At 70.4% G+C, this 21,134-nt stretch carries 14 protein-coding genes and 1 pseudogene; 7 read left to right on the plus strand and 8 right to left on the minus strand.

Annotation, left to right across the window (positions count from 1 at the left end; translation table 11 throughout):
• Positions 1–31 precede the first annotated feature (31 nt).
• Positions 32–484 (plus strand): hypothetical protein, encoded by a 453-nt coding sequence (locus tag ACWD6P_RS02575; protein ID WP_451442138.1) that lies wholly within the window; start codon positions 32–34, stop codon positions 482–484.
• Positions 485–589: 105 nt separating this feature from the next.
• Here the strand turns inward: ACWD6P_RS02575 and ACWD6P_RS02580 are convergent, their stop codons facing one another.
• Positions 590–3,262, minus strand: a complete 2,673-nt coding sequence (locus ACWD6P_RS02580) for a terpene synthase family protein (RefSeq protein WP_451442139.1) — start codon at positions 3,260–3,262, stop codon at positions 590–592.
• 109 nt (positions 3,263–3,371) lie between these two features.
• On the minus strand, positions 3,372–4,661 hold the full coding sequence (locus ACWD6P_RS02585) for an alpha/beta hydrolase family protein (RefSeq protein WP_451442140.1): 1,290 nt from the start codon (positions 4,659–4,661) through the stop codon (positions 3,372–3,374).
• Positions 4,662–5,648: 987 nt separating this feature from the next.
• Between ACWD6P_RS02585 and ACWD6P_RS02590 the strand changes: the two genes are divergently transcribed.
• The 5 genes from ACWD6P_RS02590 to ACWD6P_RS02610 all read left to right on the plus strand — a co-directional run bounded on the left by ACWD6P_RS02590 (position 5,649) and on the right by ACWD6P_RS02610 (position 13,843).
• Positions 5,649–7,979: a cache domain-containing protein gene (locus ACWD6P_RS02590; protein WP_451442141.1), complete on the plus strand. Its 2,331-nt coding sequence runs from the start codon at positions 5,649–5,651 to the stop codon at positions 7,977–7,979.
• 13 nt (positions 7,980–7,992) lie between these two features.
• Positions 7,993–9,330: a poly-gamma-glutamate synthase PgsB gene (gene pgsB / locus ACWD6P_RS02595; RefSeq protein WP_451442142.1), complete on the plus strand. Its 1,338-nt coding sequence runs from the start codon at positions 7,993–7,995 to the stop codon at positions 9,328–9,330.
• Positions 9,327–9,809 (plus strand): poly-gamma-glutamate biosynthesis protein PgsC/CapC, encoded by a 483-nt coding sequence (locus tag ACWD6P_RS02600; RefSeq protein WP_451442143.1) that lies wholly within the window; start codon positions 9,327–9,329, stop codon positions 9,807–9,809. The genes pgsB and ACWD6P_RS02600 overlap by 4 nt, the downstream gene beginning before the upstream one ends.
• Before the next feature lie 139 nt (positions 9,810–9,948).
• The gene (locus ACWD6P_RS02605) at positions 9,949–11,847 is read left to right on the plus strand and encodes an ArnT family glycosyltransferase (RefSeq protein WP_451442144.1); all 1,899 of its coding nucleotides are present in this window, start codon (positions 9,949–9,951) and stop codon (positions 11,845–11,847) included.
• A 271-nt stretch (positions 11,848–12,118) separates the two neighbouring features.
• Positions 12,119–13,843 (plus strand): mycolysin, encoded by a 1,725-nt coding sequence (locus tag ACWD6P_RS02610; RefSeq protein ID WP_451442145.1) that lies wholly within the window; start codon positions 12,119–12,121, stop codon positions 13,841–13,843.
• A 134-nt stretch (positions 13,844–13,977) separates the two neighbouring features.
• On the opposite strand, the gene ACWD6P_RS02615 is transcribed toward ACWD6P_RS02610, so the two are convergent.
• From ACWD6P_RS02615 to ACWD6P_RS02640, 6 genes and pseudogenes are all read right to left on the minus strand, one after another.
• Positions 13,978–15,309 carry an aldehyde dehydrogenase family protein gene (locus ACWD6P_RS02615; RefSeq protein ID WP_451442146.1) on the minus strand — a complete coding sequence of 444 codons (1,332 nt, stop codon included), beginning with the start codon at positions 15,307–15,309 and terminating at the stop codon, positions 13,978–13,980.
• Positions 15,310–16,000: 691 nt separating this feature from the next.
• Positions 16,001–16,498 carry an EF-hand domain-containing protein gene (locus ACWD6P_RS02620; protein ID WP_451442147.1) on the minus strand — a complete coding sequence of 166 codons (498 nt, stop codon included), beginning with the start codon at positions 16,496–16,498 and terminating at the stop codon, positions 16,001–16,003.
• Positions 16,499–16,630: 132 nt separating this feature from the next.
• Positions 16,631–17,689 (minus strand): PP2C family protein-serine/threonine phosphatase, encoded by a 1,059-nt coding sequence (locus tag ACWD6P_RS02625; RefSeq protein ID WP_451442148.1) that lies wholly within the window; start codon positions 17,687–17,689, stop codon positions 16,631–16,633.
• A 304-nt stretch (positions 17,690–17,993) separates the two neighbouring features.
• A complete protein-coding gene (locus tag ACWD6P_RS02630) occupies positions 17,994–18,185 on the minus strand; it encodes a hypothetical protein (protein WP_451442149.1) in 192 nt (63 codons plus the stop codon).
• 326 nt (positions 18,186–18,511) lie between these two features.
• Complete coding sequence (locus ACWD6P_RS02635) at positions 18,512–19,405, minus strand: ketopantoate reductase family protein (RefSeq protein WP_451442266.1); 894 nt, start codon at positions 19,403–19,405, stop codon at positions 18,512–18,514.
• Positions 19,400–19,951: pseudogene (locus tag ACWD6P_RS02640) on the minus strand (DUF6817 domain-containing protein); the annotation flags it as partial. The gene ACWD6P_RS02635 and the pseudogene ACWD6P_RS02640, both read right to left, overlap by 6 nt.
• Positions 19,952–20,135: 184 nt before the next feature.
• Here ACWD6P_RS02640 and ACWD6P_RS02645 point away from each other — a divergent pair.
• The gene (locus ACWD6P_RS02645) at positions 20,136–21,023 is read left to right on the plus strand and encodes a LysR family transcriptional regulator (RefSeq protein WP_451442150.1); all 888 of its coding nucleotides are present in this window, start codon (positions 20,136–20,138) and stop codon (positions 21,021–21,023) included.
• Positions 21,024–21,134 lie beyond the last annotated feature (111 nt).

Below are 21,134 nucleotides of genomic sequence, written 5' to 3' on the forward strand. Positions count from 1 at the left end.
CAGCGCTGTGCGGAACTTGAGCGGACGTCTGATGTCCTGGCTCTTTCAAGGCATTTACCGGGGACACCATCTGCCACTGCACCTGGCCGCCATCCGTCGGCTGGAGCCACGCAAGGAAGAGGTCTACGAGCACGAGTACCTCTACTCATGCCTCAGCGTTCTCGACGCGAAGGCTCAGGTTCTCCTCGGTTATGACGCGCTCCTCATGGCGGCCGCCTCCATCGTGCTCTCCGTCGTCCCGGACGGCACGTCCACCGGCAAGGCGCTGATCGTCGCAGCGCTTGCGACGAGTGGCGCGTCTTCCGTGCTCTGCTTACCGGTCGTCTGGGTTCAGTGGACGGACACGGCCGAGTTCGAACGGGCGGAGGACTCCTTCAAGCGCCTGCTCGTGACCAGGAATCGGCGCACGATCAGCTACCGGGTGTCCTGGGTCATAGCCCACCTTGCCGCCGTGCTCCTTATCGTGGGCACCCCGCTTCAGTAGCCGCAGAGCAGCACAGACCGGGGCTCGCCAGCGGATCGGCGAGGCAGCTCACTCCGCTCACTCCGACGCGAACGTACGGAGTTCGGCATCGGATGTGATGGCCCGTCAGGTAGTAGTACGTGCCCCAGGGCGAAAGACCCGGGCGGCTGCGGTGCCGAGGCCGGACGGGCCGGTGGGGACGGTGGTTGTGGAGGTGGGGGAGGAGAGGCTTGGGGCGTGCTGCCACCACCAGGCGATCGAGGGGAGGGGCAGCGGGGCGGGGGAATCGTCACGAGGGGTGTCGCGCCAGCCGCCTGGGCGGTTGGCGCGGTGGCCACCGCGGCCGTCGACATAGACGTAGCGGTCGGTTTCCAGTGACCAGTCGAGCACACCGCGGATGTACTGCGCGAGTCCTTCGACATACGGGGTGAGCTCCGGCAGTTCGGCCGTGAGCCGGGAACGCAGCCTCATGAACAGTGTCATGATCCGGTCCCACATGGTCATCGCCCGGTCGAACGCCGCGTCCTCGGCGCATCCGTACTCCTGGCGGATGGCGTCGATGAGGTTGAAGCCGTCCCCGGTCCGCGCTCTCTCCTTGGCGTAGGAGAAGACGTCGGTCTCCCAGTCGACGAGCGTCGCGGCGACCTCGGTGATCGCGCGGACCCGTCGGTCCTCGACCAGGTGCGGCGGCGGTGGGCAGCCGTTGACCACCGCGACCAGCTCGGTGAAGACCATCGACCCGCCGCTGTAGAGGCGCACCAGCGTGTAGTCGTCGAGCCCGGGGCGCTGTCCGCGGGCCACGAACCCGGCCTTGCGGACCTCGGTGAGGAGGTAGCCGCGCATCGCGTCGACGAACCGTCCGCCGTGCAGTGGGGACGCCGCGAGGTCGAGGCGCATCCGCACATCCCGCAGGCTCATCCCGTACCGGTCATCGCCGTACACCGGCTCTTCCGGGACCTCCGCGCAGCGCAGCATCCGTACGACGGCGTCGGCGAGTTCGCCCGGTCGCTCGCCGAGAGGGCCCTCGTCGCAGTACTCGTCGTCGAACGCGAACGCCCACAGGGTGTAGTCGGAGAAGATCTGCAGCAGGTCCGCGCGGCCGGTCGGAGTCATCCGGCCGGCGAGGTGCCCGCAGCCGGTTTGCGCCATACGGGCGCGCTCGTCGTCGTTGGCGCACAGCTGGTACTCGTGCATCCACGCGACGGATCGGGCGTCCGCCTGCGCCGACAAGGGATGGGCGGCGGGCGGGAACGGGCAGTAGAACGCGGGCAGTCGCCGCCCCGCCCCGCCGGGCTCACTCGCGGGCTCACCGGACCCGCTGTTCCGGGGTTCAGTGGACGTGCCCGCGCTGACCGTGTTGAGGGCGTGCAGCGCGTGGACGTCCGCTAGGACCGGGAAGTCGTACGGCAGGGGGCGCGGGCCGACCTGGTCGGGGATCGAGGTGAACCCGCCGTGATCGTGTTGCCGGCTCAGCAGCCAGCGTGCCGCCCTGTCGGCGACCGGACGGGGGCCGTGGCGGGCGACGGCCGCGATGGCCTGCGCGGTGGACAGGACATCGCTGTCCGCGCCGGGATGCTGCCCCCAGCCACCGTCGGTGTTCTGGGTGGCGCACAGGCGGTGCACGCCCGCCCGAATCGCCTGCTGGACGCGTAGTCCGGACTCGGGCACCAGGGACAGCGCGTCGAGGACCCGGCCGAGCAGGCTGGACTCGCTCACCGTCCAGCTTCGCTCGTACGTTCCGTCGTCCCGGCCGTGATCGAGCAGATAGCGCACCGCGGCTTCGAGCAGCTCGGCGTGTCGGGTCCACTGGGGGCTCAGCGCGATGACGGCACCCGCGGTCATGTCGATGTCTGCCGCGTGGCCACGCACATAGGTGGGAAATCCGCCGTCCGGCCCGGCCATGGCGGTCAGGTAGCTCCCCGCGCGCTGGAGTACGCCCTGGTAGCGCCCGGGGTTCACGGCGTGCAGAAACTCCATGCAGCGGGCGGTGTCGTCCACGTCGGTCTGGGAGGTCTCGGTGCTGTATCCCCAGCCGCCGTCGGCCCATTGCCGGTCGGCGATCCAATGGGCCATGCGGGCGACCAGCTCCGGGGCGTGCCCGCTCGCCGCCAGCGCGGTTCCCGCCAGCGCCGTGTTGAAGACGTCCTGCGAAGTGACGAACGGGACGCCGCCATCGGGACGCCGGGCACCGGCCACCGCGGTCACCCCGCTGGCCATGAGCGGGCCGCCCGGCTGGAAGGTGTGCAGCGCGTGCAGCCCGATCAGATGCGCCAGCGCGTTGCCCTGCCATACCCGGGCGGGCACCGCACCGGCGAGCCTGCTCACCAGGAACGCCTGATCGGTCGGGTTGGCGCGGCCGTGAGCGTGGTCGTGCAGGATGTTGCTGGCACACAGGGACAGCTCGGTCCAGATCGCCTGACCCCGGTACTCGACGGCGGGCCCGTCGTCGAAGGGGGCCAGTCCGAACAGGGCGAACACCGTCCGCAGCAGCCGCTGTTTGCGGTTTCCGGTGCTGTGCCCGAACGTCGCGCGGAAGGCTTCCGCCCGGCGCATGTCCGGGTGCCCCAGAGCGGCCTCGCGCAGGATCTGGCTGCCCTCGTCGTCAGGCCGCGCCTCTCGCAGGTAGCCGATCACTTCGTCCCGGACGAGCGGGAGCGAGCGCTCCGCCCCCAGCAGCGCCACCAACAGCGCGGACTCGGCTACCCGGCTCCCGCACGCGTCCTTGATCGCGCCCTCGGCTCCTACCCGTTCGGCAAGGCGACCGACCAACCGGCTGCGACCGTGACCGTCCTCGGACATGCCTGACACCATCCCGACGCAGAGAGCAACGAAGGCCGATCGTAACTTTCTGAACACGCTGGGTGTCCATAGGTCTCGCCCCATCGTGTGGTCGCACCGGAACGGTGTTTCAGCGCACGAAGTCGATCTCCGGGTAATGGCGCGAGGGGCCGTCGAGCAGGCGGCCGTGCCGGTGGCGCAGATGCTTGTCGAAGAAGGCCGCGAGGTAGGTGCGTTGGACCTCGATGGAGCGGTTGGGGTCGATCGTGCCGAGGATCTGTACCAGTTGCTCGGGGGTCAGTCGGAACGCGCCTGCTGCCTGGGGGAAGAAGACCTGGTTGTCGACGAAGGAGTTGTGCCCGGAGCCGCGGAGTTTCAGGTCGAGGCGTTCTCCGTGCAGGTGGTCCCAGAACTTCGCCCAGCTCCGGTCGGTGTTGCGGTTGTGGTTCTGGGAACTGAACAGCAGGAAGGGGCGTTTGAGCGGCTGGGTGGTCGAGGGCCCGAAGAACTGGCCGTCCAGGTTCGCGCCGGCGTCGATCCTGGAGTCCGCATGCATGGCCGCGGGGACCGCACCTCCGCCCAGGGAAGCGCCGAACATCCCGATGCGGTTGATGTTCACGGCCTTGGACAGCCCGCGGGGGAGCGGCTTGTGGTCCACGTCCGGGTTGTGGCCGCGGGCGAGCGACGCCAGCTGGTTGATGACGAAGTGGGTGTCCGCCGCCCGGACGGCGATCGTGTCGGACGAGTGGGAACCCGGCGGCATGGTGTTCACCTCAACCCGGCCCCCGGGGAACTCCACCTCGCTGGCATCGTGGGTGTGGTCGATGGTGACGACCATGTAGCCGCGACTGGCCAGGTCCTGAGCGAGTGCGGTGCCCATCGCGCGGGGCGAGTGGAGCCCGGTCGAGTACAGCAGCACCGGTAGTTTGCCGGCCCCGCGGTCAACCGGTGCGCCGATGTGCCCGGCAGTGGTGGGCAGGGTCACCGCTCCGGGCGGCACCTGGGAGCGGGCCAAAAAGTGTGCGGCGGCGGCGGGTTGCAGCCAGGGCGCGGCGGGATAGCGGTCGGTGTCCGTGGCCGGATACCACACCGAGACCATCAGCTCGCGCGGCTGGTTCCCGGGTACCCACGGGTCCGTCCGTTTCGTGTCGCGCAGGTGGAGGTCGACCATTCCGACGCCATGGCGGCCGGACGGGGCCGGGAGCGTCAGCTGGCCCGGGGCCGGCGCGGTGTTGATGGGCGCCGCGGTGTCCGAGGGCGCCGCTGTATCCAGGGCCGCTGCCGTGGTCATGGGTGTCGTGGTGGTCTTCTCGGCGGCGGTGGCCGGCGCGATCCCGGCGCCCAGGGCGAGGGTCAGTAGTCCTGTGGTGCCGGCGACCCGGGTGCGCAACCGGCTCTGGCGCCTTCGTGCGTGTTTCATGGGCAGCCCCCTCCATGGTGGTGATCGCCGTGTGACCAGTGATCGGCTGGCGAGCATCGTATAGGCAGTTTGCCATGGCCGCGCCAACCCACGTGATTTCGCGGGCAGTTATACCCGCGACGCTTGGTGGGATGGGCGCTGCTGACGCGTACAGAAATGCACGGTGTCGGCTTCGTGTCCCCTCCGATTCCGGGCATCTGCGACCGGACTTTTCCGGGACTCATATGCGCTGAGAACGTCCTGTCGGCGCTCGTGGAGTATGCCATCGAGTCGAGCGCTGTCGAGTGTCAATGCGGGGCACGCGCTGGAGAATTGGCCTGATGCGGCCGGTGGTAGTTGTCGGATCCGGGCGGGTCGGCGGCCTCGGGGAACCAGTCGCAGCAGCAAAGGCCCAAGTCGCCGGAGGGCCTGCGCGGGCGGCTGTTCCGGTGCCTCGGCGCGGCGGCTGCCGGGCACCTGCCCCGGTCAGAAGGCCACTGGGGGAGATGGCTGATTCACGCCATCGCCGGATGGTGGCCATCGGATCCAGAATTCCGCTGCGTTGCTCATCGTTTTCACTGAGTGTTTTTGTTACGCGCCAGTTCGTGATCGTCGAGCCTCGCCAACTGCCCTTGCGTGTTTGCAGATTCCTTGAGAAGGGGCGGCTTCAAGGGGCGCCTTCAGCGGACTTGCGACTGTAAGTGACGCGGCGAATGCGGACAGGGAACCTGCGGGCAATCGCCCTGGTTGGTAGGGGGCTTGGGAATTACGCCAGGACCGGCATGGGGCTGGAGTTGGATGAAACAACTTCCCCCAAGGGGAGTTGAGCGCAGTTCCCGTGAGCCGGTATACAAGGGCCCAGCACGAACAGGCTTGTGATTATCCTGTGCTCCCCGTATTCATCCTGGTCGAGTTGTCGCACGGCCATTCCCCACCCGCCGAGAGGACACTGTCCTGCCCGCTGTTGCCCGCGCGCCCCGTCCGCACCGCATCCGACGCCGCGCCGACATGCCGCTGCTCGGAGGCGTCCGCCCGCCGATCGCCGCACTGCTCTGCGCCCTGCTGGCAGTTGCCGCGCTCACCGCACTCGGTCTCGGTACCGTTCACGAACAGGACGTCCCCCAGGCCTTACGCGATGCGGAACGCCAGATCGCCGAGGATGCCGCCGACTCGGTCGGGACCTCCATCAACGCAAGGGCCACGGCAGTGCGCCGCGCTGCGGCGTCGGACGCGCCCGCCGGCCGCAGCACTCCGGCTGCCCTACTGCGGTCCCTCCTTCCGGCCGGGCACCCTGCTGGCGGCGGTGTGCTGCTCGACCCGCACACCGGCAGACCGCTGGCCGCCAGTGGCGAAAAGGTGCCGCTGACCGGGGTGGATGTGGCGGCGCTGGCGCGGCCCGGAACCGCGAACATCGCGCCCCGGTTGGTCCTTTCGGGCCGTGGCGAACCGCGGCTGCTGCTCTTCGCCAGGGTGGCCGTCGCCGCTCCGGACGGCGGCAAGCAGGACGAGAACCACGATCAGGCAGGTGATCTGACGGAACGTCAGGATGCTGCGGAGCGCGAACTCCTGCTTGTCGTCTCGGAAAAGGTCGCTGCTCCAGCGGTGTACGGGGCGGGGCGCACCGGTCAACTGGTGGACCGGAAGGGAAGGGTGCTTGCAGCCGCCACCACCACCGGCCCGGCCCTGGCACCCCTCACCGACCACCGGGCTCTGCCTGCCGCTGCGGCGAACGTCGCGAACGGCGGTCCCCACACCGGCGACGTCTCGGGCAGCGTGCTCGGTGACGGTCGCGAAGGGCTGCGCAGGGTCACGGGGTGGGCATCGGTCGCCGCGGCGGACGGCAAGGGAGACACCTCCGGCCTGGAACTGACCGTCCTCACGGTCAGGGATGTGCCCCCGGCGAAGGAGGGAGCCGACCACACCTGGTTCGCCCTCGTGGCCGCGGGTGCGCTGGTGGTCATCGCCGTGCTGGTGACCCTGGTGCAGTGGGCCAGCATGCAGCGTCCGCTGCTGCGGCTGCACCTGTCCGCTGCCCGGCTGGCGAAGGCTGCAGGCGAAATGCCCGGGGATCGCGCAGGGCTGGCGCGGCCGGTGCCGGTTGCCGCGTTCGGCGAGCCCGGCAGGATCGGCCGGGCGCTGGAGTCGATACGCCGCCAACTGCTCGGCGAGACGGGACCGGAGCCCGTGCGCCCGGTGCGGCGCCGCCCCGGTGGCCGGGCTCTGGTCCTCGCCTGCGCACTCGTGATCGCCGCGTGGGGAGTGCCGCTGCTGTTCCTGCTCAACCGGGTACCGGCAGCCGAGGCCGCACCGGCAGCCGCCGTCGCCAACCAGCAGGCGCGCACCGAGGCCGCCGCTGACCGGGTGCGGCGGTCCCTCGGCCGGAGCTGCACCGACCTCGCGGCGGCGGCGTCAGCCCTCTCCGGTGCGTCACGCGAGCGGGCGGCGGAGGTGCTGCGGCGCGAACACGCCGACCACCCCACGTTCCGGTCGCTGTATGTGCTGGACCGCACCGGAGCAGTCGTACTGCGGGTGGGCAAGCAGCCACTGCGCACCCTCGACCGTGCGCCAACCGGCGACGGAATCACCCAGGTCAACACGTCGGGCACGATCCCCGCGATCGCCGCCTACGCCCAGATCCCGGCGGCCGGGAAGGCCGGGAACACCAAGGACGCCGTCCCGGCCGTCGTCGTCGCCGAGATCGGCGTGAACGCGCTGAACTCCCTGGTGGCGCGACAGGGGCTCGGCAGTGTGTGGCTGACCGACGAGCGCCACAGGGTGCTTGCGGCGAGCGTCGGCTTTCAGGCCTTCCAGCCTCTTCCCCACCGGGGCCTCACCCGTCTGGCGGCCAGGACCGAGGCAGCACCTGGCAGCGCGGGCAGCCCGGCGTCGGCCGTACTGCATGCGGGGACCGCCCCGGGCGAGGGCCCGTCGGTCGCGGCCGCGGCGCCACTGGCGCAGAAGGGGCCCGTCGCCGGACTCGGCTGGCGGGTGGTCTCCGCCGAGCCTGCCGCAGCGCTCAAACTGGCGGCCTATCAGCTGCAAGCGCGCACCATGCTGGCCGGTCTGCTCGCCCTGTCCGTGGGCGTCGCATGCCTGAGCTGGCTGCACATCGTGGTGGTCAGGCCGCTGCGCGCCGTCACCGGATGCGCGGAGCGGCTGGCCGCCGGTGACCGTCGCACGGTGTTGTACCCGGTCCACCACGACGAGTGCGGCTCGGTCACGCGCAGCCTGGAACTGCTCCGGCAGGCGCTGGTGGAGCGGGACCGTGGCGGCGGGAGGGCCTACGCGGCAGCTGCCCCTGTCCCATCGTTCCAGAGCGGCGGCTCGCCGCGGCAGTGAAGGATCAACTGACGTGCTTTTCCTCTATGTTGTGCTGCTGTTGAGCTGTGCCGTGCTGCTCGTCGCCGGTGTGCTGGAGCAGCGCCGCCACTACGCCGCGCTGGCGCAGATCCCCACTCGGGTGCTGGTCAACGGCATTCGCGGCAAGAGCTCGATCACGCGGCTGTGCGCGGGGGCGCTGCGCGGCGGTGATCTGGTCACCGTGGCCAAGACCACCGGCACCGCTGCCCGGTTCATCCACCCGGATGCCACCGAGGAACCGGTGTACCGCAAGTTGGGCATCGCCAACGTCGTCGAGCAGATCGGCATCGTCCGGCGCGCTGCGGCCTACCGGCCGGACGCTCTGGTGATCGAGTGCATGGCGGTGATGCCTGCGCTTCAGGAGATCAACCAGGAGAAGCTGATCCGTTCCACCATCGGCGTGCTGTGCAACGTACGCGAGGACCATCTCGCCGAAATGGGGCCGACGTTGGACGATGTGGCCCGCTCCCTGTCCCGGTCGATGCCGGTCGGCGGGGTCTGTGTCACCGCTGAGCGGGAGCGGCTGCACATCCTCAAGGAGGAGGCGGCCAAACGGAGGTGCCGCCTTCTCGTGGTGGATCCGGAGTCGGTCACCGATGAGGAGCTGCGCGGGTTCAGTTGGTTCACCTTCAAGGAGAACGTCGCCATCGCGCTGGCCGTGGCCGAACTGCTCGGGGTGGACCGGGCCACCGCACTGCGCGGTATGTGGGGCGCACCGCCGGACCCCGGCGTGCTCTCCGTCGAGCGCTACCGCACACCCGCCGGCAAGCGGCTGCGCTTCGCCAATGTCTTCGCCGCCAACGACCCCGAGTCGACGTTGATGAACGTCCGTCAGCTGGAGGAGCTCGGTGCGATCCGCCGCCCGCTGAACGTGGTCATCAACTGCCGCCCGGACCGGGTCGAACGCAATGGGCAGATGGGAGCGATCATCCCCGACCTTGCGCCCGAGACCGTCCTGCTCATCGGGCATCCGACCAAGAGCGCCCGCGACGGCATCCCGCCGAGCTGGTCGTCAGGTCGGGTGGTGGACCTGGGCGGCGACCGGCGCGACGCACAGGAGCTCACCCGCGCCATCCTCGCCGAACTGGGCCCGGATTCCTCGCTGGTGGCCGTCGGCAACATCCACGGCCAGGGCGAGCTGTTCCTGGAGCACCTCGGCAAGTTGCCCGCTGACGACGCCGACGAGCCGCTTCCGGTCGCGCACCCGCCCGAGCCGCAGCCCTACAGCTGGGTGGCGCCGCTGAACCGCCGCCGGCCCGGCCCGCACATCCCGAGCCCCGCCGCTGCCCATGCCGACGCCCTGTACCAGCCGACAAGGAACCCGCTGTGATCCCCGTCAACGTCACTCCGCAGACCATCGCGCTGGGGATAGCCCTCGGCCTGGTCTTCTCGCTGGTCTGCTATCTGACCACCAACCTCTCTCCCGGCGGCATGATCACCCCCGGCTGGCTGGCGCTGACCCTCGTCACCGATGTGGTCCGGGCCGCAATGGTGATCGGCGTCACCGCTCTCACCTTCGCCGCGACCAAGCTCCTCCAGCGCCATGTGATCCTCTACGGGAAGCGGCTGTTCGCGGCCGTGGTGCTGTCCGCGGTACTGCTCCAGACCACGGTGCTGCTCGCGCTGCAGCACGAGTTCCCGCTCCTTTACACCGCCCAGACCCTGGGCTTCATCGTGCCCGGCCTCATCGCGTATCAGCTGGTCCGCCAACCGTTGGCCGCCACCGTGATCTCCACCACCGCGGTGACCCTCGGCACGTATGTGGTGCTCGTCGCCGGGTTGCTGCTGGGGGCGCTGCCCATCGGCTGATCTCGCCGTACCGCCCGCGTCCGCCGCGCCCATCCGCACGTCGATCGAAGAGCTCGGCCGAGGTCGCGTAGGGACCGCCGCCCGTGAAGTCGACGAACGATCCCGCACCCCAGCCCGACGTCCCATGAGAGACCCCGCCATGGCCACGACCACCCTCGCCCGGAAGCCCGGCGGCCGCCGCCGGCGCACCACCGGGTTCCGTCAACGCATCACCAGTGACCGGGAGTTGCCCGCACTTCTGCTGATCCTGGCCACTGCCGCGGTGCTCTACGCCTGGGGCATCGACCAAGCCGGGGTACACCCGTACTACAGCGCGGCCGCGCGGTCGATGGCGGCGAACTGGCACGCCTTCGTCTTCGGCGGGCTGGACCCGAGCGGCTCGGTCACCGTGGACAAGATCCCCGGTGCGCTGTGGCCGCAGGCCCTCTCCATCAAGCTCTTCGGACCGCACAACTGGGCGGCGGTGCTGCCGCAGGTACTGGAAGGCGTACTGGCCGTCTGGGCGCTGCACCGGATCGTCCGTGCCTGGGCCGGCCCACGGGCAGGGCTGCTCGCCGCGCTGGTACTCACGCTCACCCCGGTCACCGTCGTACTCGACCGGCACACCATCCCCGACACCCTGCTCGTCCTGCTGCTGGTCCTCGCCGCGGGATCGCTGCAGAAGGCCGTCGCCACCGGGCGGCTGCTGCCGCTGCTCATCTGCGGGACATGGGTGGGACTGGCCTTCCAGGCCAAGATGCTCCAGGCGTGGCTCGTTCTGCCGGTCTTCGCCGCGGTGTACCAGATGGCGGCGCCCGGCTCACGGTGGAACCGGGCCTGGCGGCTGCTGCTCGCCGGGGCAACCGCCCTCGTCGTCTCCTGCTCCTGGCTGCTGCTGGTGTGGGCGACCCCCGCACCGAACCGTCCGTACATCGACGCGACCACCAACAACAACCCCTTCACCCTGGTCTTCGGCTACAACGGGCTGAGCCGCTTCGGCCACGACCCGCATGCGCTGGGCGCCGTCGCCGGCACCGCAGCCAGCCGCACCACCGACAACACCGGTTGGACGATGCTGGTCAACCAGAACGTGGGCCCGCAGATCTCCTGGCTCCTGCCGCTCGCCGTACTGGCCTTGGCGCTGGGCGTGTGGTGGCGCAACGGACAGCCGCGCACCGACGGGCCGCGGGCGGGGTTCCTGCTCTGGGGAGGCTGGCTGGTGGTGCACGTCGTGGTCTTCAGCAACTCCAACGGCAACCACGGCTACTACACCGCCGTACTGGCCCCGGCCCTCGCCGCGCTGACCGGCGGCGGAGTCGCCCTCTTCTGGGCCGAGTACCGCGCCGGTGGCCGACGCCGAGCGGCGCTGCCCCTCGCAACCGGGCTCACGGCGCTGTGGGCGGTGGGAATTGAGGGCTCGCACAGCGAATTCGCGCCCTGGCTGCTGCCGATGGTGCTGATGCTCGGTCTGTGCGGGACCGTCGGCCTGTGCACCCGCGGACCACGCACCACGCCACGGGCGGTGTACGGCGCCCTGGCGGCCTCTCTGGCGTCCGTACTGCTCGCCCCGGCGGTCTGGGCCACCTCCTGCCTGGACCCGCGGTATGCCGGCTCACCGCTGTCGCCGCTGGCCGGGCCGGTGGGACCCGACTACCGCGACCGGCCCCACCACCGGCCCACGTTCCGGCGATACCCCTTGAACAAGCCGTCCGCGCGGGACGCCGCATTGCTGAACTACCTTTCCGCGCACCGTTCCGGGGAGAAGTACCTGCTCGCCACCCAGGCCGCCTACGGTGCCGAGCCGCTGCTGCGCGCCACCTCCCAACCCGTTCTGGTCATGGGCGGCTTCACCGGCCTGACCCCCTATCCGGCCGCACAACGGCTCAGCGACCTGGTCTCCGCCCACCGAGTGCGCTACGCCCTGCTGACCACGCGCCGCCCGCCCACACCGGCATCGGCCTGGGTGAAGCGACACTGCACGCCCGTCTCCCCAAGCGCCTACGGCCGGACCTCGGACGGAAGCTTCACCCTCTACGACTGCGCTCGACGAGCCAACTGACCTGCACGCAGGGCGAGTTCGGCGACGCATCAGCGCGCCGCCGACCGAGGACTGTCCGATTCGTCACCGCATTGAGCGATGACATGCGCAAGCCATAGGTATATGGTTTCGGCCACTGTTACCTAGGGTGTTGCTCTGGCCAAAGGTTGGTCCGATGGTTGATCGCTGCAGTGCCCAGGGCGCAGTGCCCTACCCCCCTCACAGCTCTGCCCGCGTGCACAGGACCCGGTCGTGCCCGACCGGGGCCGTGCGCGCCGCAGAAAGGCATGCCATGTCCCGAATACGCGTTACCAAACCCGCCGCTCTGACCGCACTGGCAGGCGTCGGCGCCTGTCTGGCCATCGTCGTCGTGCCGTCCGCGTTCGCGGGCACGACCACCCCGGCCGGCGGCACCTGCACGATCCGCCCCGCGGCGAAGAGCTCCGAGGCGCCGCTCAGCTGTCTCGGCGTCACCGCTTCTCTCGACCGTCTTCCTGCTGTCGGCGAGCAGGCCACCCTCACCGTGGACGTCCAGGCGCAGGACGACGTCAAGCGCGCCGGCCTGTCCGTCCAACTGCCGCCCGCGCTCCGGATGACCGGCGGGGAATCCGGCCTCGCCGCGCCCACCACGGACAGCTTCGGCCAGCGCACCAGCCAGGAACTCGCCCTCACCCCGGGCACCCGCACCGTCAAGCTCAAGGTCAAGGCCGTCGCCGCCGGACCCGCCCAGATCCAGGCGGACATCAGCGACATCGACCATCCCGACCCGCGGCGCGCCGGGCACGACTCGGTGGAGCTCACCGTCGGCACGTCCAACGGCTCCTCCGACAAGGGCGTCTCGGTCACCAAGGGCGACGCGGCCCCGGTCCACCGCCCCGGGTCCGGTGCCCGCAAGGCACGGCCGGTCGCCCCCAAGGCCCCTGCCCCTGTCTCTGCCCGTGCCTCGGCTGCCTCAGCCCCGGCCTCCCCACGCGCCACCGCCGCGGCCGCGTCCAACGCCCAGACCTGTGTCAGCGGCACCTTCCGCAATCGCTTCCAGTCCGCCGAGGGCGGCAGTTGGAACGGCAAGGCCAACCGGGACGAGCCGGTCAGCAACGCCAACATCACCCTGTGGGGCAAGCCCACCGCCAACAGCGCCACGCAGAAGCTCGCCACGGGGATGACCGGCAACGGCGACGGCAAGTTCAACCTCTGCTACACCCCCAGCGCCTCCGTCACCTCCCAGGCCTGGGTGGAGTTCCAGACACAGGCCGGCCGGATGTGGTCGGTGGTCGACGGCAACGGCCGCCTCTACTCCACCGCCACCTACTCGCTGAGCAACATCTCGGGCAGCACCAGCCTGGGCAACGTGTACGCCAACGAGGGACAGAGCCGTGCCTGGCACGCCCTCGACACCCTCAACAAGCTGTGGTGGAACCGCGGTTCCACGACCAACTGCTGGGCAAGCCGCCAGCAGGACGGCCACTGCACCCCGATCACCGTCCAGTGGTACCCCGGCTCCACCGACGGCACGTACTGGACCACCAACGACGACAAGATCCATCTCGCGGACAACGACCCCGACTCCGAGCACACCACCGTCCACGAAGCGGGCCACGCGCTCATGGGCAAGCTCTACAACGGCTGGTGGCCGAACGTGAGCAACTGCTCGCCCCACTACGTCAACCGCACCTCCTCCACCAGCTGCGGCTGGACCGAGGGCTTCGCCAACGCGGTGGCGTTCCACACCTTCAACGACACCACGTACTACTGGGGCAACGGCAGTTCCCTGAACCTCGCCAATGACCGCACCACGACCGGCATCGACGCGGGCGACGCCTGCGAGGCCCGCGTTGCCACCGCGCTGGTCGACCTGTGGTCCCAGGTCGACGGCGGCTGGACGAAGAGCAACACCATGATGTCCCGGACCTGGCAGTCCAGCTTCCGCGAGTACTTCGTCGACGACCGGCCCGACTACGGCCTGGACAGCGGCTCGACAGCCCGGAACATCCTCTACAACCACACCATCCAGTACTGATACCGACCGCTGTCAGCTGCATGGACCCATGGACCGGGCCGACCGTCGGCCCGGTCCGTGCGCGTTTTCCCAAGGAAGGGGAGGCTCCTGGCCCGGCCCAGGCCCCCGGCGGATCGAGTCGCCGCTGGCAGGCATCACACGCCGAGGTCGCCGAGGTCGGCGTGGGCCAGGCGGGGCGGCAGGCCGGCTTCGGGCGCCGCGTTGAGCCGGATACGGGTGGCGGCCAGCCCGGCGAACTGCGGGGCCAGTTGCGTGAGCCGGGTGCGGGTGAAGACGCCCAGGTGCGGCCCGGTGCGCCGGGCGAGGTGGAGAACCTCCGCCCAGGCCGAGAACCGGACGAGCAGCGCAACCGGCCCGACGGACGGCCTCGGCAGCCCCTCCACACCGAGCGGTGCCGCCATCAGAATGATCGGGTCCGGCACCGACGGTGAGGCCCGACCGGAGGCCGCCCCCGCCCGGACCGGCCGTGCCCCGGCGCCGATCGCGGTCTCGGTCCATGCGGCCAGACGGGCCCGCCACTGCCGGTGCGGCAGTGCGGTGACCGGGCGGAAGCGCGCGGTCTCCCGTGCGAGGTGGTCCAGGAAGGCGGTGAGGCGGGCTTCGTGCACCGCGACCAGTGGGGTGGCCGCGCAGCGGCGTCCGGCGCGGGCGAAGCAGGACCGGACGGTGGCCCGTGCGGCGGCCCGTGTGTCTCCGTCGTGTCGGAGCACCAGGAGTCCGGGCGGCGGCGGGCGCCAGGGGTCCCACGCACAGCACTGCGGTACCACCCGGTCGACATGCTCAGCCAGTACGCACCGCAGGTCGGCCGCCCGCCGGTCCACCACCACCGCCCACATCCCGCGCGGCAGCCCGGCCTCCCGGGCCGCCGCAAGCACGGCCAGGGCGCTGACCGCGGTGCGGTGGTCGACCTCGGAGACCACGGCCACTCCCGTCAGCAGAGCCGGCAGGGCCCCTTCGAGCAGCGACACGAGGGGGCGGGCACCGTCCACGTGCGACATGGCCACGGTGGGACGCTGCGGTGGGGAGGGGGACGACGTGCCGGGGCGGGGGCGCCGCCAGGGTGCCCGCTGCTGGCTCGCCGCGGCGGCATGCTGCAGCAATGTCCCCCGAACACCGCGGAGTTCGGCCTCGGCATCGGCGGGCCCGAGACCTGATGCGTCCTGGAGGACGATCCGCAGCGCCGCATGGCGCACCGCCAGCGCCCGTTGCAGTCGACAGCTCCAACCTGCCTGCTGTGTGGCGGAGATACGTCCCCATGACCGCGCGGCGTCCCGCGCATCCGCCACCGCGGCCCGGGCCTCGTCGGGGCGGGAGAGCGGCAGGGACAGCAGCGGGCGGCGGGAGAACACCCCGATCACCGGAAGGTGGCCGTCCGGCGGTCCGGTCAGTCCGCTCGCGGCCAGCGCCTGCGGCAGGGGAGCGCCGAGCAGGTCGCGTATGAGCGCATCGGTGACGGGTGGTGCCATGTCGGTGCTCTCCAACGGGCGTGCCGGCAGCCTGCACCCATACGTTATGGCCGCGCCGCAGACCAGCGCGAGGGCGCGCCGCCGCCCCTCCGCGGGGCGGGTCTTCCGCGTCGCCAATGGAGTGCGTGCGGTGCCGTCAGGCGCGTACGATCTGCCCCTTCCCGCCGGCCACGCCAAGGCCGCCGGAGATACCGCCTCCGGCGAACGAGCCGATGTATTCGCCGCTCATGCCCCACCAGTTGACGTTTACGGTTGATTCGATCGCCGTCGGCGACTTGACGTTCGTGAGGAATGCGAAGCCCAGGCCGCCGAAGAGACTGGTCTGGGCGTCGTACCTCGTCGCGGAGGCTTGTGCGGTCGCCGCAAGCAGCTCTACCGGCTCCGACGGGTCCCCGAAGTCCAGCCGGCCGCGTGCGTTGTGCAGGTCGAAATGGGCACGCGCGATCTTCGCGTAGTGGTCGGACAGCTCCTCCGGGCTGACCTGATGGGTCGGAGTGCACCTGAGTCACGCATGCCTCCGGAAATTTCTGGTCGCAAAGGACCTCTTCGCTGCTCCCCTGGCGGTAGAGCATGCAATGAGTACCGCGCAACCTGCAGAAGCAAACGGGAAAGCCTCCGACGGGGCTACATGCTTCCGTCAGTGTGGAGGCCACCCGCGACGGGTGGCCTCCACGGACTGTCTGCGGCTGATTCAGCTCGTGTAGAAGCGCTTGACCGCCTTCAGGAATTCCTTGCTGCTCAGCTGTCCGTCGTTGTCGCTGTCGAGGGCCGCGAAGTAGCCCGACGCGTCGTGCTGCGGCATGCACAGGAAGTCGGCCGCGCGGAGAAACTCGTCCTGGCTGATGGTGCCGTCGTCATCACCGTCGAGGACGGCGAAGAGGGTCTGGCAGACCTCTCCCTTGCCCGGACGGTTCGGGGAGCGGAATTCGGGCGAGGTGCGGGTGGTCACGTACTCGTCGGCGGTCAGGGCGCCGTCGCCGTCGGCGTCGCCCAGCGAGAGGAAGGAGGCCCACTGGGTCTCGTTGGCCCGAATGAGAGCCTGGGCCTTGGGCGCGTCCTCGGGGACGCCGAGGCTGGCGAGGAGCTTGCGTGGCGCACGCAGGAAGTCGGTGAGGTCGACGACCCCGTCGCCGTCGGCGTCCATCCGCCGGAACTCCTCGATGAGTGCGTTGTTGCTGGTAGTGGTCATGCCACCACAGCGTGCCAGTCGCAGCTCCCGGCAGGGCGGCACCCGACGCCCGGCTACCCCTCACGAGTGAACGGAGAGGTGGCGTACGCGTCGGCCTTCGGTGCCGTGAAGAGACGGCCGGTTGTCGGAGGGCTAAGCGGGCTGGTCCCGCTGACCGTCAAGCGGCTCCGGAGAGGCGCACCAGCGCACGGCGAGGGCGGCGATGTCGTCGTCGAGGCGTCCTCTGCTGTAGTGGAGGAGGTCGTGGTGCAGAGCGTTGAGCAGTTCGCCGGGTTGCCCCGGGGTCTGCCGGCGCAACCAGGCCGCCACCGGGAAGAACTCGCCGTCGCGGTCGCGCGCCTCGGCGACACCGTCGGTATAGAGGAGCAGCAGGTCGCCAGGGGCGAAGCCGAAGGTGTCGATGCTGTAGTGATCACCGATCAGCTCCGCGAGGTTGAGAAGCGGTGAGGGAGCGGTGGGCTCCAGGGCGCGGACCTCCCCGCGGTTCAGGAGCAGCGGCGGGGGATGTCCGCAGTTGAGGATTCCGATACTGCCGCCCTCGTGGGGGATCTCGGCGAGAAGCGCGGTGGCGAAGCGCTCCATCATGCCCTCGGGGGGAAAGGCGGCGTTGTAACGGGTACTGCTGGCTTCCAGGCGGCGGGCGATATTGACCAGGTCGGCCTCGTCGTAGGCCGCCTCCCGGAAGGAGTTGACCATCGCCGCGGCCGAGCCCACCGCCGGCAGCCCCTTGCCCCGCACATCGCCGATGAGCAGCCGGACCCCGTACTTCGTGTCGACCACCTCGTAGAAGTCGCCGCCGATACTGGCCTCCGCCGCGGCCGCGAGGTACAGCGCCTCGATCTGGACGCCCCCGAAGCGGCGCGGCATCGGGCTCAGGACCACCTGCTGCGCCGCGTTGGCGACGAGTCGGACCTGGAACAGGGTCTGCTCCCGCCGGAGCCGGACATGGCTTCCGTACGCGGCCGCCACGGTGACAGCGACGATCCCCGCCGCCGTCCACCACGTCCCCAGGCCGGGGAACACGATCCCGAGGCCGATCATGAGAAGAAGGCAGACCGTCCCCAGCAGGACCGTGGGAAGCACGGGCCACATGGCGGCGGCGAGGGCCGGCGCTGCGGGCAGGAGCCGGCTGAAAGCCAGTTCTGGGGGAGTGGCGTACGCCAGGCCGGCGATGACAACGGTCAGGATCACCGGAGACAGCAGAGTGAGTGGCCCCCGGCCGTGGCGACGTCGGAGGTGCAGCCGTCCAGGCTTGATCACACTTGGCATGATATCCACGCATAGCGGACATGGCGCTCTGGTGAGTCGGAGTCGGCCGCCTGCGCCCGGACGGTGCACCCTGCTGGGCGATGGTGCCGAGGCCGAGGAGGGCCGGGCGCCTCAATGGCTCAGAGAGACGTCGGTGCCGTGACCCGTCTGCCGGACGAGGTGCCCGCCGAGGGTGTCGGCGCCACGGAGCGGATGGGCTGACCGGGTCGACGATCGAATGCCCGGCTCATTCGGTGTGCTCCGTGTTCTCTTCCGAGCCGAGGCCGCGAAGTGGACGTCTGGCGTCCTTGCCTTCTGCGGCCGTGCCCTCGGTGTCGTCCGGCTGCTCCTGCTCTTCGCCGGCCGTGTCGGGCTTCAAGAGACGTTGCAGCCGGCGGGCGGATGCGGAGGCGTCTGGGGTCGGTGGCTCTTCCGTCATGACGAGGTGCCCCTCTGTTGCCAGCCCCCGGCCCTTCACGCGCCGGTATCTCCCCGCCCCCCGTTGGGGGTGCGGGGAGCGGGGAGAACGCACCGGAGATGGTTGCGCGTACTACGCATCCTTGCCGTAGGTGACGCACACGGCATCTTTTCGCGCTGCTCTTGTGGGCCGAATGGGCACGGCGGCTCGACGGAGGCGGCTGTCCAGGCGGAGACGGGCGAACCGCCACCTGGGTGAGCTGTGCCGCGCCCTCAGGCCTGGCTGGACACCGGCCCAACACGACACCGGCCCGAACGCTGGTGGTCAGCCGGCCGTCAGCTCGATCATCAGCCGGTCGTCAGCTCGGTCATCAGCCGGTTCGCGACCGGCACGGCGATGTGGTGCCGTGCGGCCGCCCGCAGCAGTGCGCCGCCGACCGCGTCCAGCTCCAGCGGACGGCCCGCCTCGGCGTCGCGCTGCATCGACGACTTGGCGCCCGGCGGGAAGGCGTCGTACAGCGCCAGGGCCCCGGCGGGATCGGTGGGCGCTCCGCAGGCCCGGCCGACGGAGGCTGCCTCCTCGACGAGTGCCACCAGCTCCTCGCGCCGTTCGGTCCGTACGTCGCCGATGGTGAGTCCGTAGCGGGTGGTGAGCAGCGCGAAGGGCGCGAGGAACGCCAGCTTGGCCCAGAGCGCGGCGGCCTCGTCCTCGGCCACACGGGTACGCACTCCGGCGGCCTGGAGCATCGCGGCCAGTGCTTCCAGTGTGTCCTGCTGCTCTTCCGGTCCGGTCAGGTCGATCTCGATGAACGGGCTGCCGTGCTCAACTCGACCTGGTGCGACGCGAGTTGACTCGACCCGGATCACGCCGGGGGTGACCCTCCGCGTGCCGTAGCGCCGGCGCAGCGCGGCCGGGTGCTCGATGCCGTTGAGCAGCGGCAGCACGAGGCCGTCGCCGAGCATGCCGGGCGGGATCCGCTCCAGCGCCGCATCGAGGGCGGTGTGCTTGACGGTCACCAGACACAGATCGACCGGCTCGCGCAGCTCGGTGTCCGCCTCCACCGGCGCGGTGAAGTCACCGAACTGTGCGCTGCGTACCTGAAGACCGTCCCGGCGCAGTGCCTGTGCGGTCGCCTCTCCCGCCACGCAGATCACCCGGTGCCCGGCACGGGACAACAGCGCGCCAAGGAGGCCGCCGACGCCGCCCGGGCCGAGCACCGCCACGGTCCGGGGAGTGAGCATGGCGTGGCAGTCCTTCCAGGCGGAGCCGCTCAGGAGCGGCCGGAAGCGGGTGAACAGGGCGAGGAGGTCGGGACCCCGGGTCCGGCGGAAGGCGTGATCGACATGGGCGATGTCGAGTTCGTTGGCGGCGGACAGTTCGGCGAAGTCCCGTCGCAGCCCGAGATCCGGAGTGAAGGTACGGCCGGTGAACCGGTCGCGGAAAGCGGCGTCGGCGTCGGCGTCGCCGTCGGCGAGCGCGGGGTAGGAGGCGCCGCGGTCGCAACTGGCGTAGAGGTACACCAGGGCTTCGGCCTCGGTGCCGATGACGGCGGCCAGTTGATCGCGGCGGTCGAGGGGAAGCAGGGCGGTGGCGAAGCCGTCGGTGCCGTAGAACGCGTGGCACAGGCCGGCGAGTTGGAGGGCGGGGCGAGCGCCCCATGCGGCGAGTCGTTCCCGTACGCGTAGCAGGTGGGCGAGGAGAGTGCCGCCCGGGTGAGCGAGGTCTTCGGCGCCGCACTCGCGCAGCAGCGCGACGGCGCGAGCGGTGGTGGAGGGGGAAGTGGACAAGGGATCAGTTCCTCTCGGCACGTGGCGGGTCGGCACCCGCCCGTGCCTTCGCCTCACGTCCGGACCGTTGCGAAGGCACGGGCGGGTTGCCGCCCTGGGCCCTGCAGTGATCATGAAGCACCCTGAAAACCCAAGTCAATCCTCGGATTTCCTTGGTGACACCCAAGCATTACCTTTGATGACCATGACTCTTGACGATCTCCGTGTCTTCGCCGCCGTGTGCCAGTCCGGCTCGCTGAGTGCGGTCGCCCGCGACCTGTCGTGTACGCAGTCGGCGGTCAGCCAGCATGTGAAACGGCTCGAACGGGAGCTGGGGCTGAGCCTGTTGGAACGGCACCCTCGGGGCGTTGTGCCGACGCAGGCCGGACACGTTCTTCGCGCGGCGGTCGCCGACGGCCTCGGAAGCATCGACCACGCCCTGCGCCGGCTCGAAGATCTGGTACGCGGCGATGGCGGCTCGGTGCGGATCACCACCGGGGCCACCACGGTCCGGCACTTCATGTCCGCCGGCGTCGTCGACTTCCGCCGGCGCTTTCCCCAGGTCAGCCTTGAGTTTCAGACCGAGTACTCCAGCCGCAGCTGCTTTGAGACGCTCGCAGTGGGCGGCGTCGACCTCGCATGGATCACCCTCGGCGACCCGGTCCGCGGCATCGAGCAGCGACCGGTCGTCGAGCTTCCCTGGGTGCTGGCCGTCAGAGCCGATGCCCCCTTGGCGGCCAGGTCGCTCATCGAGCCGGCCGACCTGGAAGGCGTACATCTCATCGGGCTCCCCGAGAACGCGACATCCCGGTCACATCTCGACTCCTGGCTGGCGGAATCGGGGGTCAGGCCCGTCTTCGACACCAGCGTCGCCGACTGGGACACCGCGATCCTCCTGGCCGAGCTGGGCCTCGGTCATGCGGTCGTCCCCGCCCTCCCCGGTTGGCGCGGCCCCGGCCATCCCGACCTGCGCCTGGTCCCCATACCCGCCCTGCCCAACCTCACCGCGGGCTGGGCGGTACGTTGCTGGGACACGCTCTCGCCGCTGGCCCGGTCCTTCGCCGACACCGTCGCCCGCCTGTCGGCGGCCTGAGCGAAGTCCTCGGGTCTGGCGGTCGGTGAAGTACGGGGACCGCGGCGAAGACCTCCGGTGTGGTGGAGCCGTCTCGTACTGCACCACACCGGAGGTCCTTGTGACCCACCG

It is taken from the genome of Streptomyces sp. NPDC002446, from assembly GCF_053595675.1.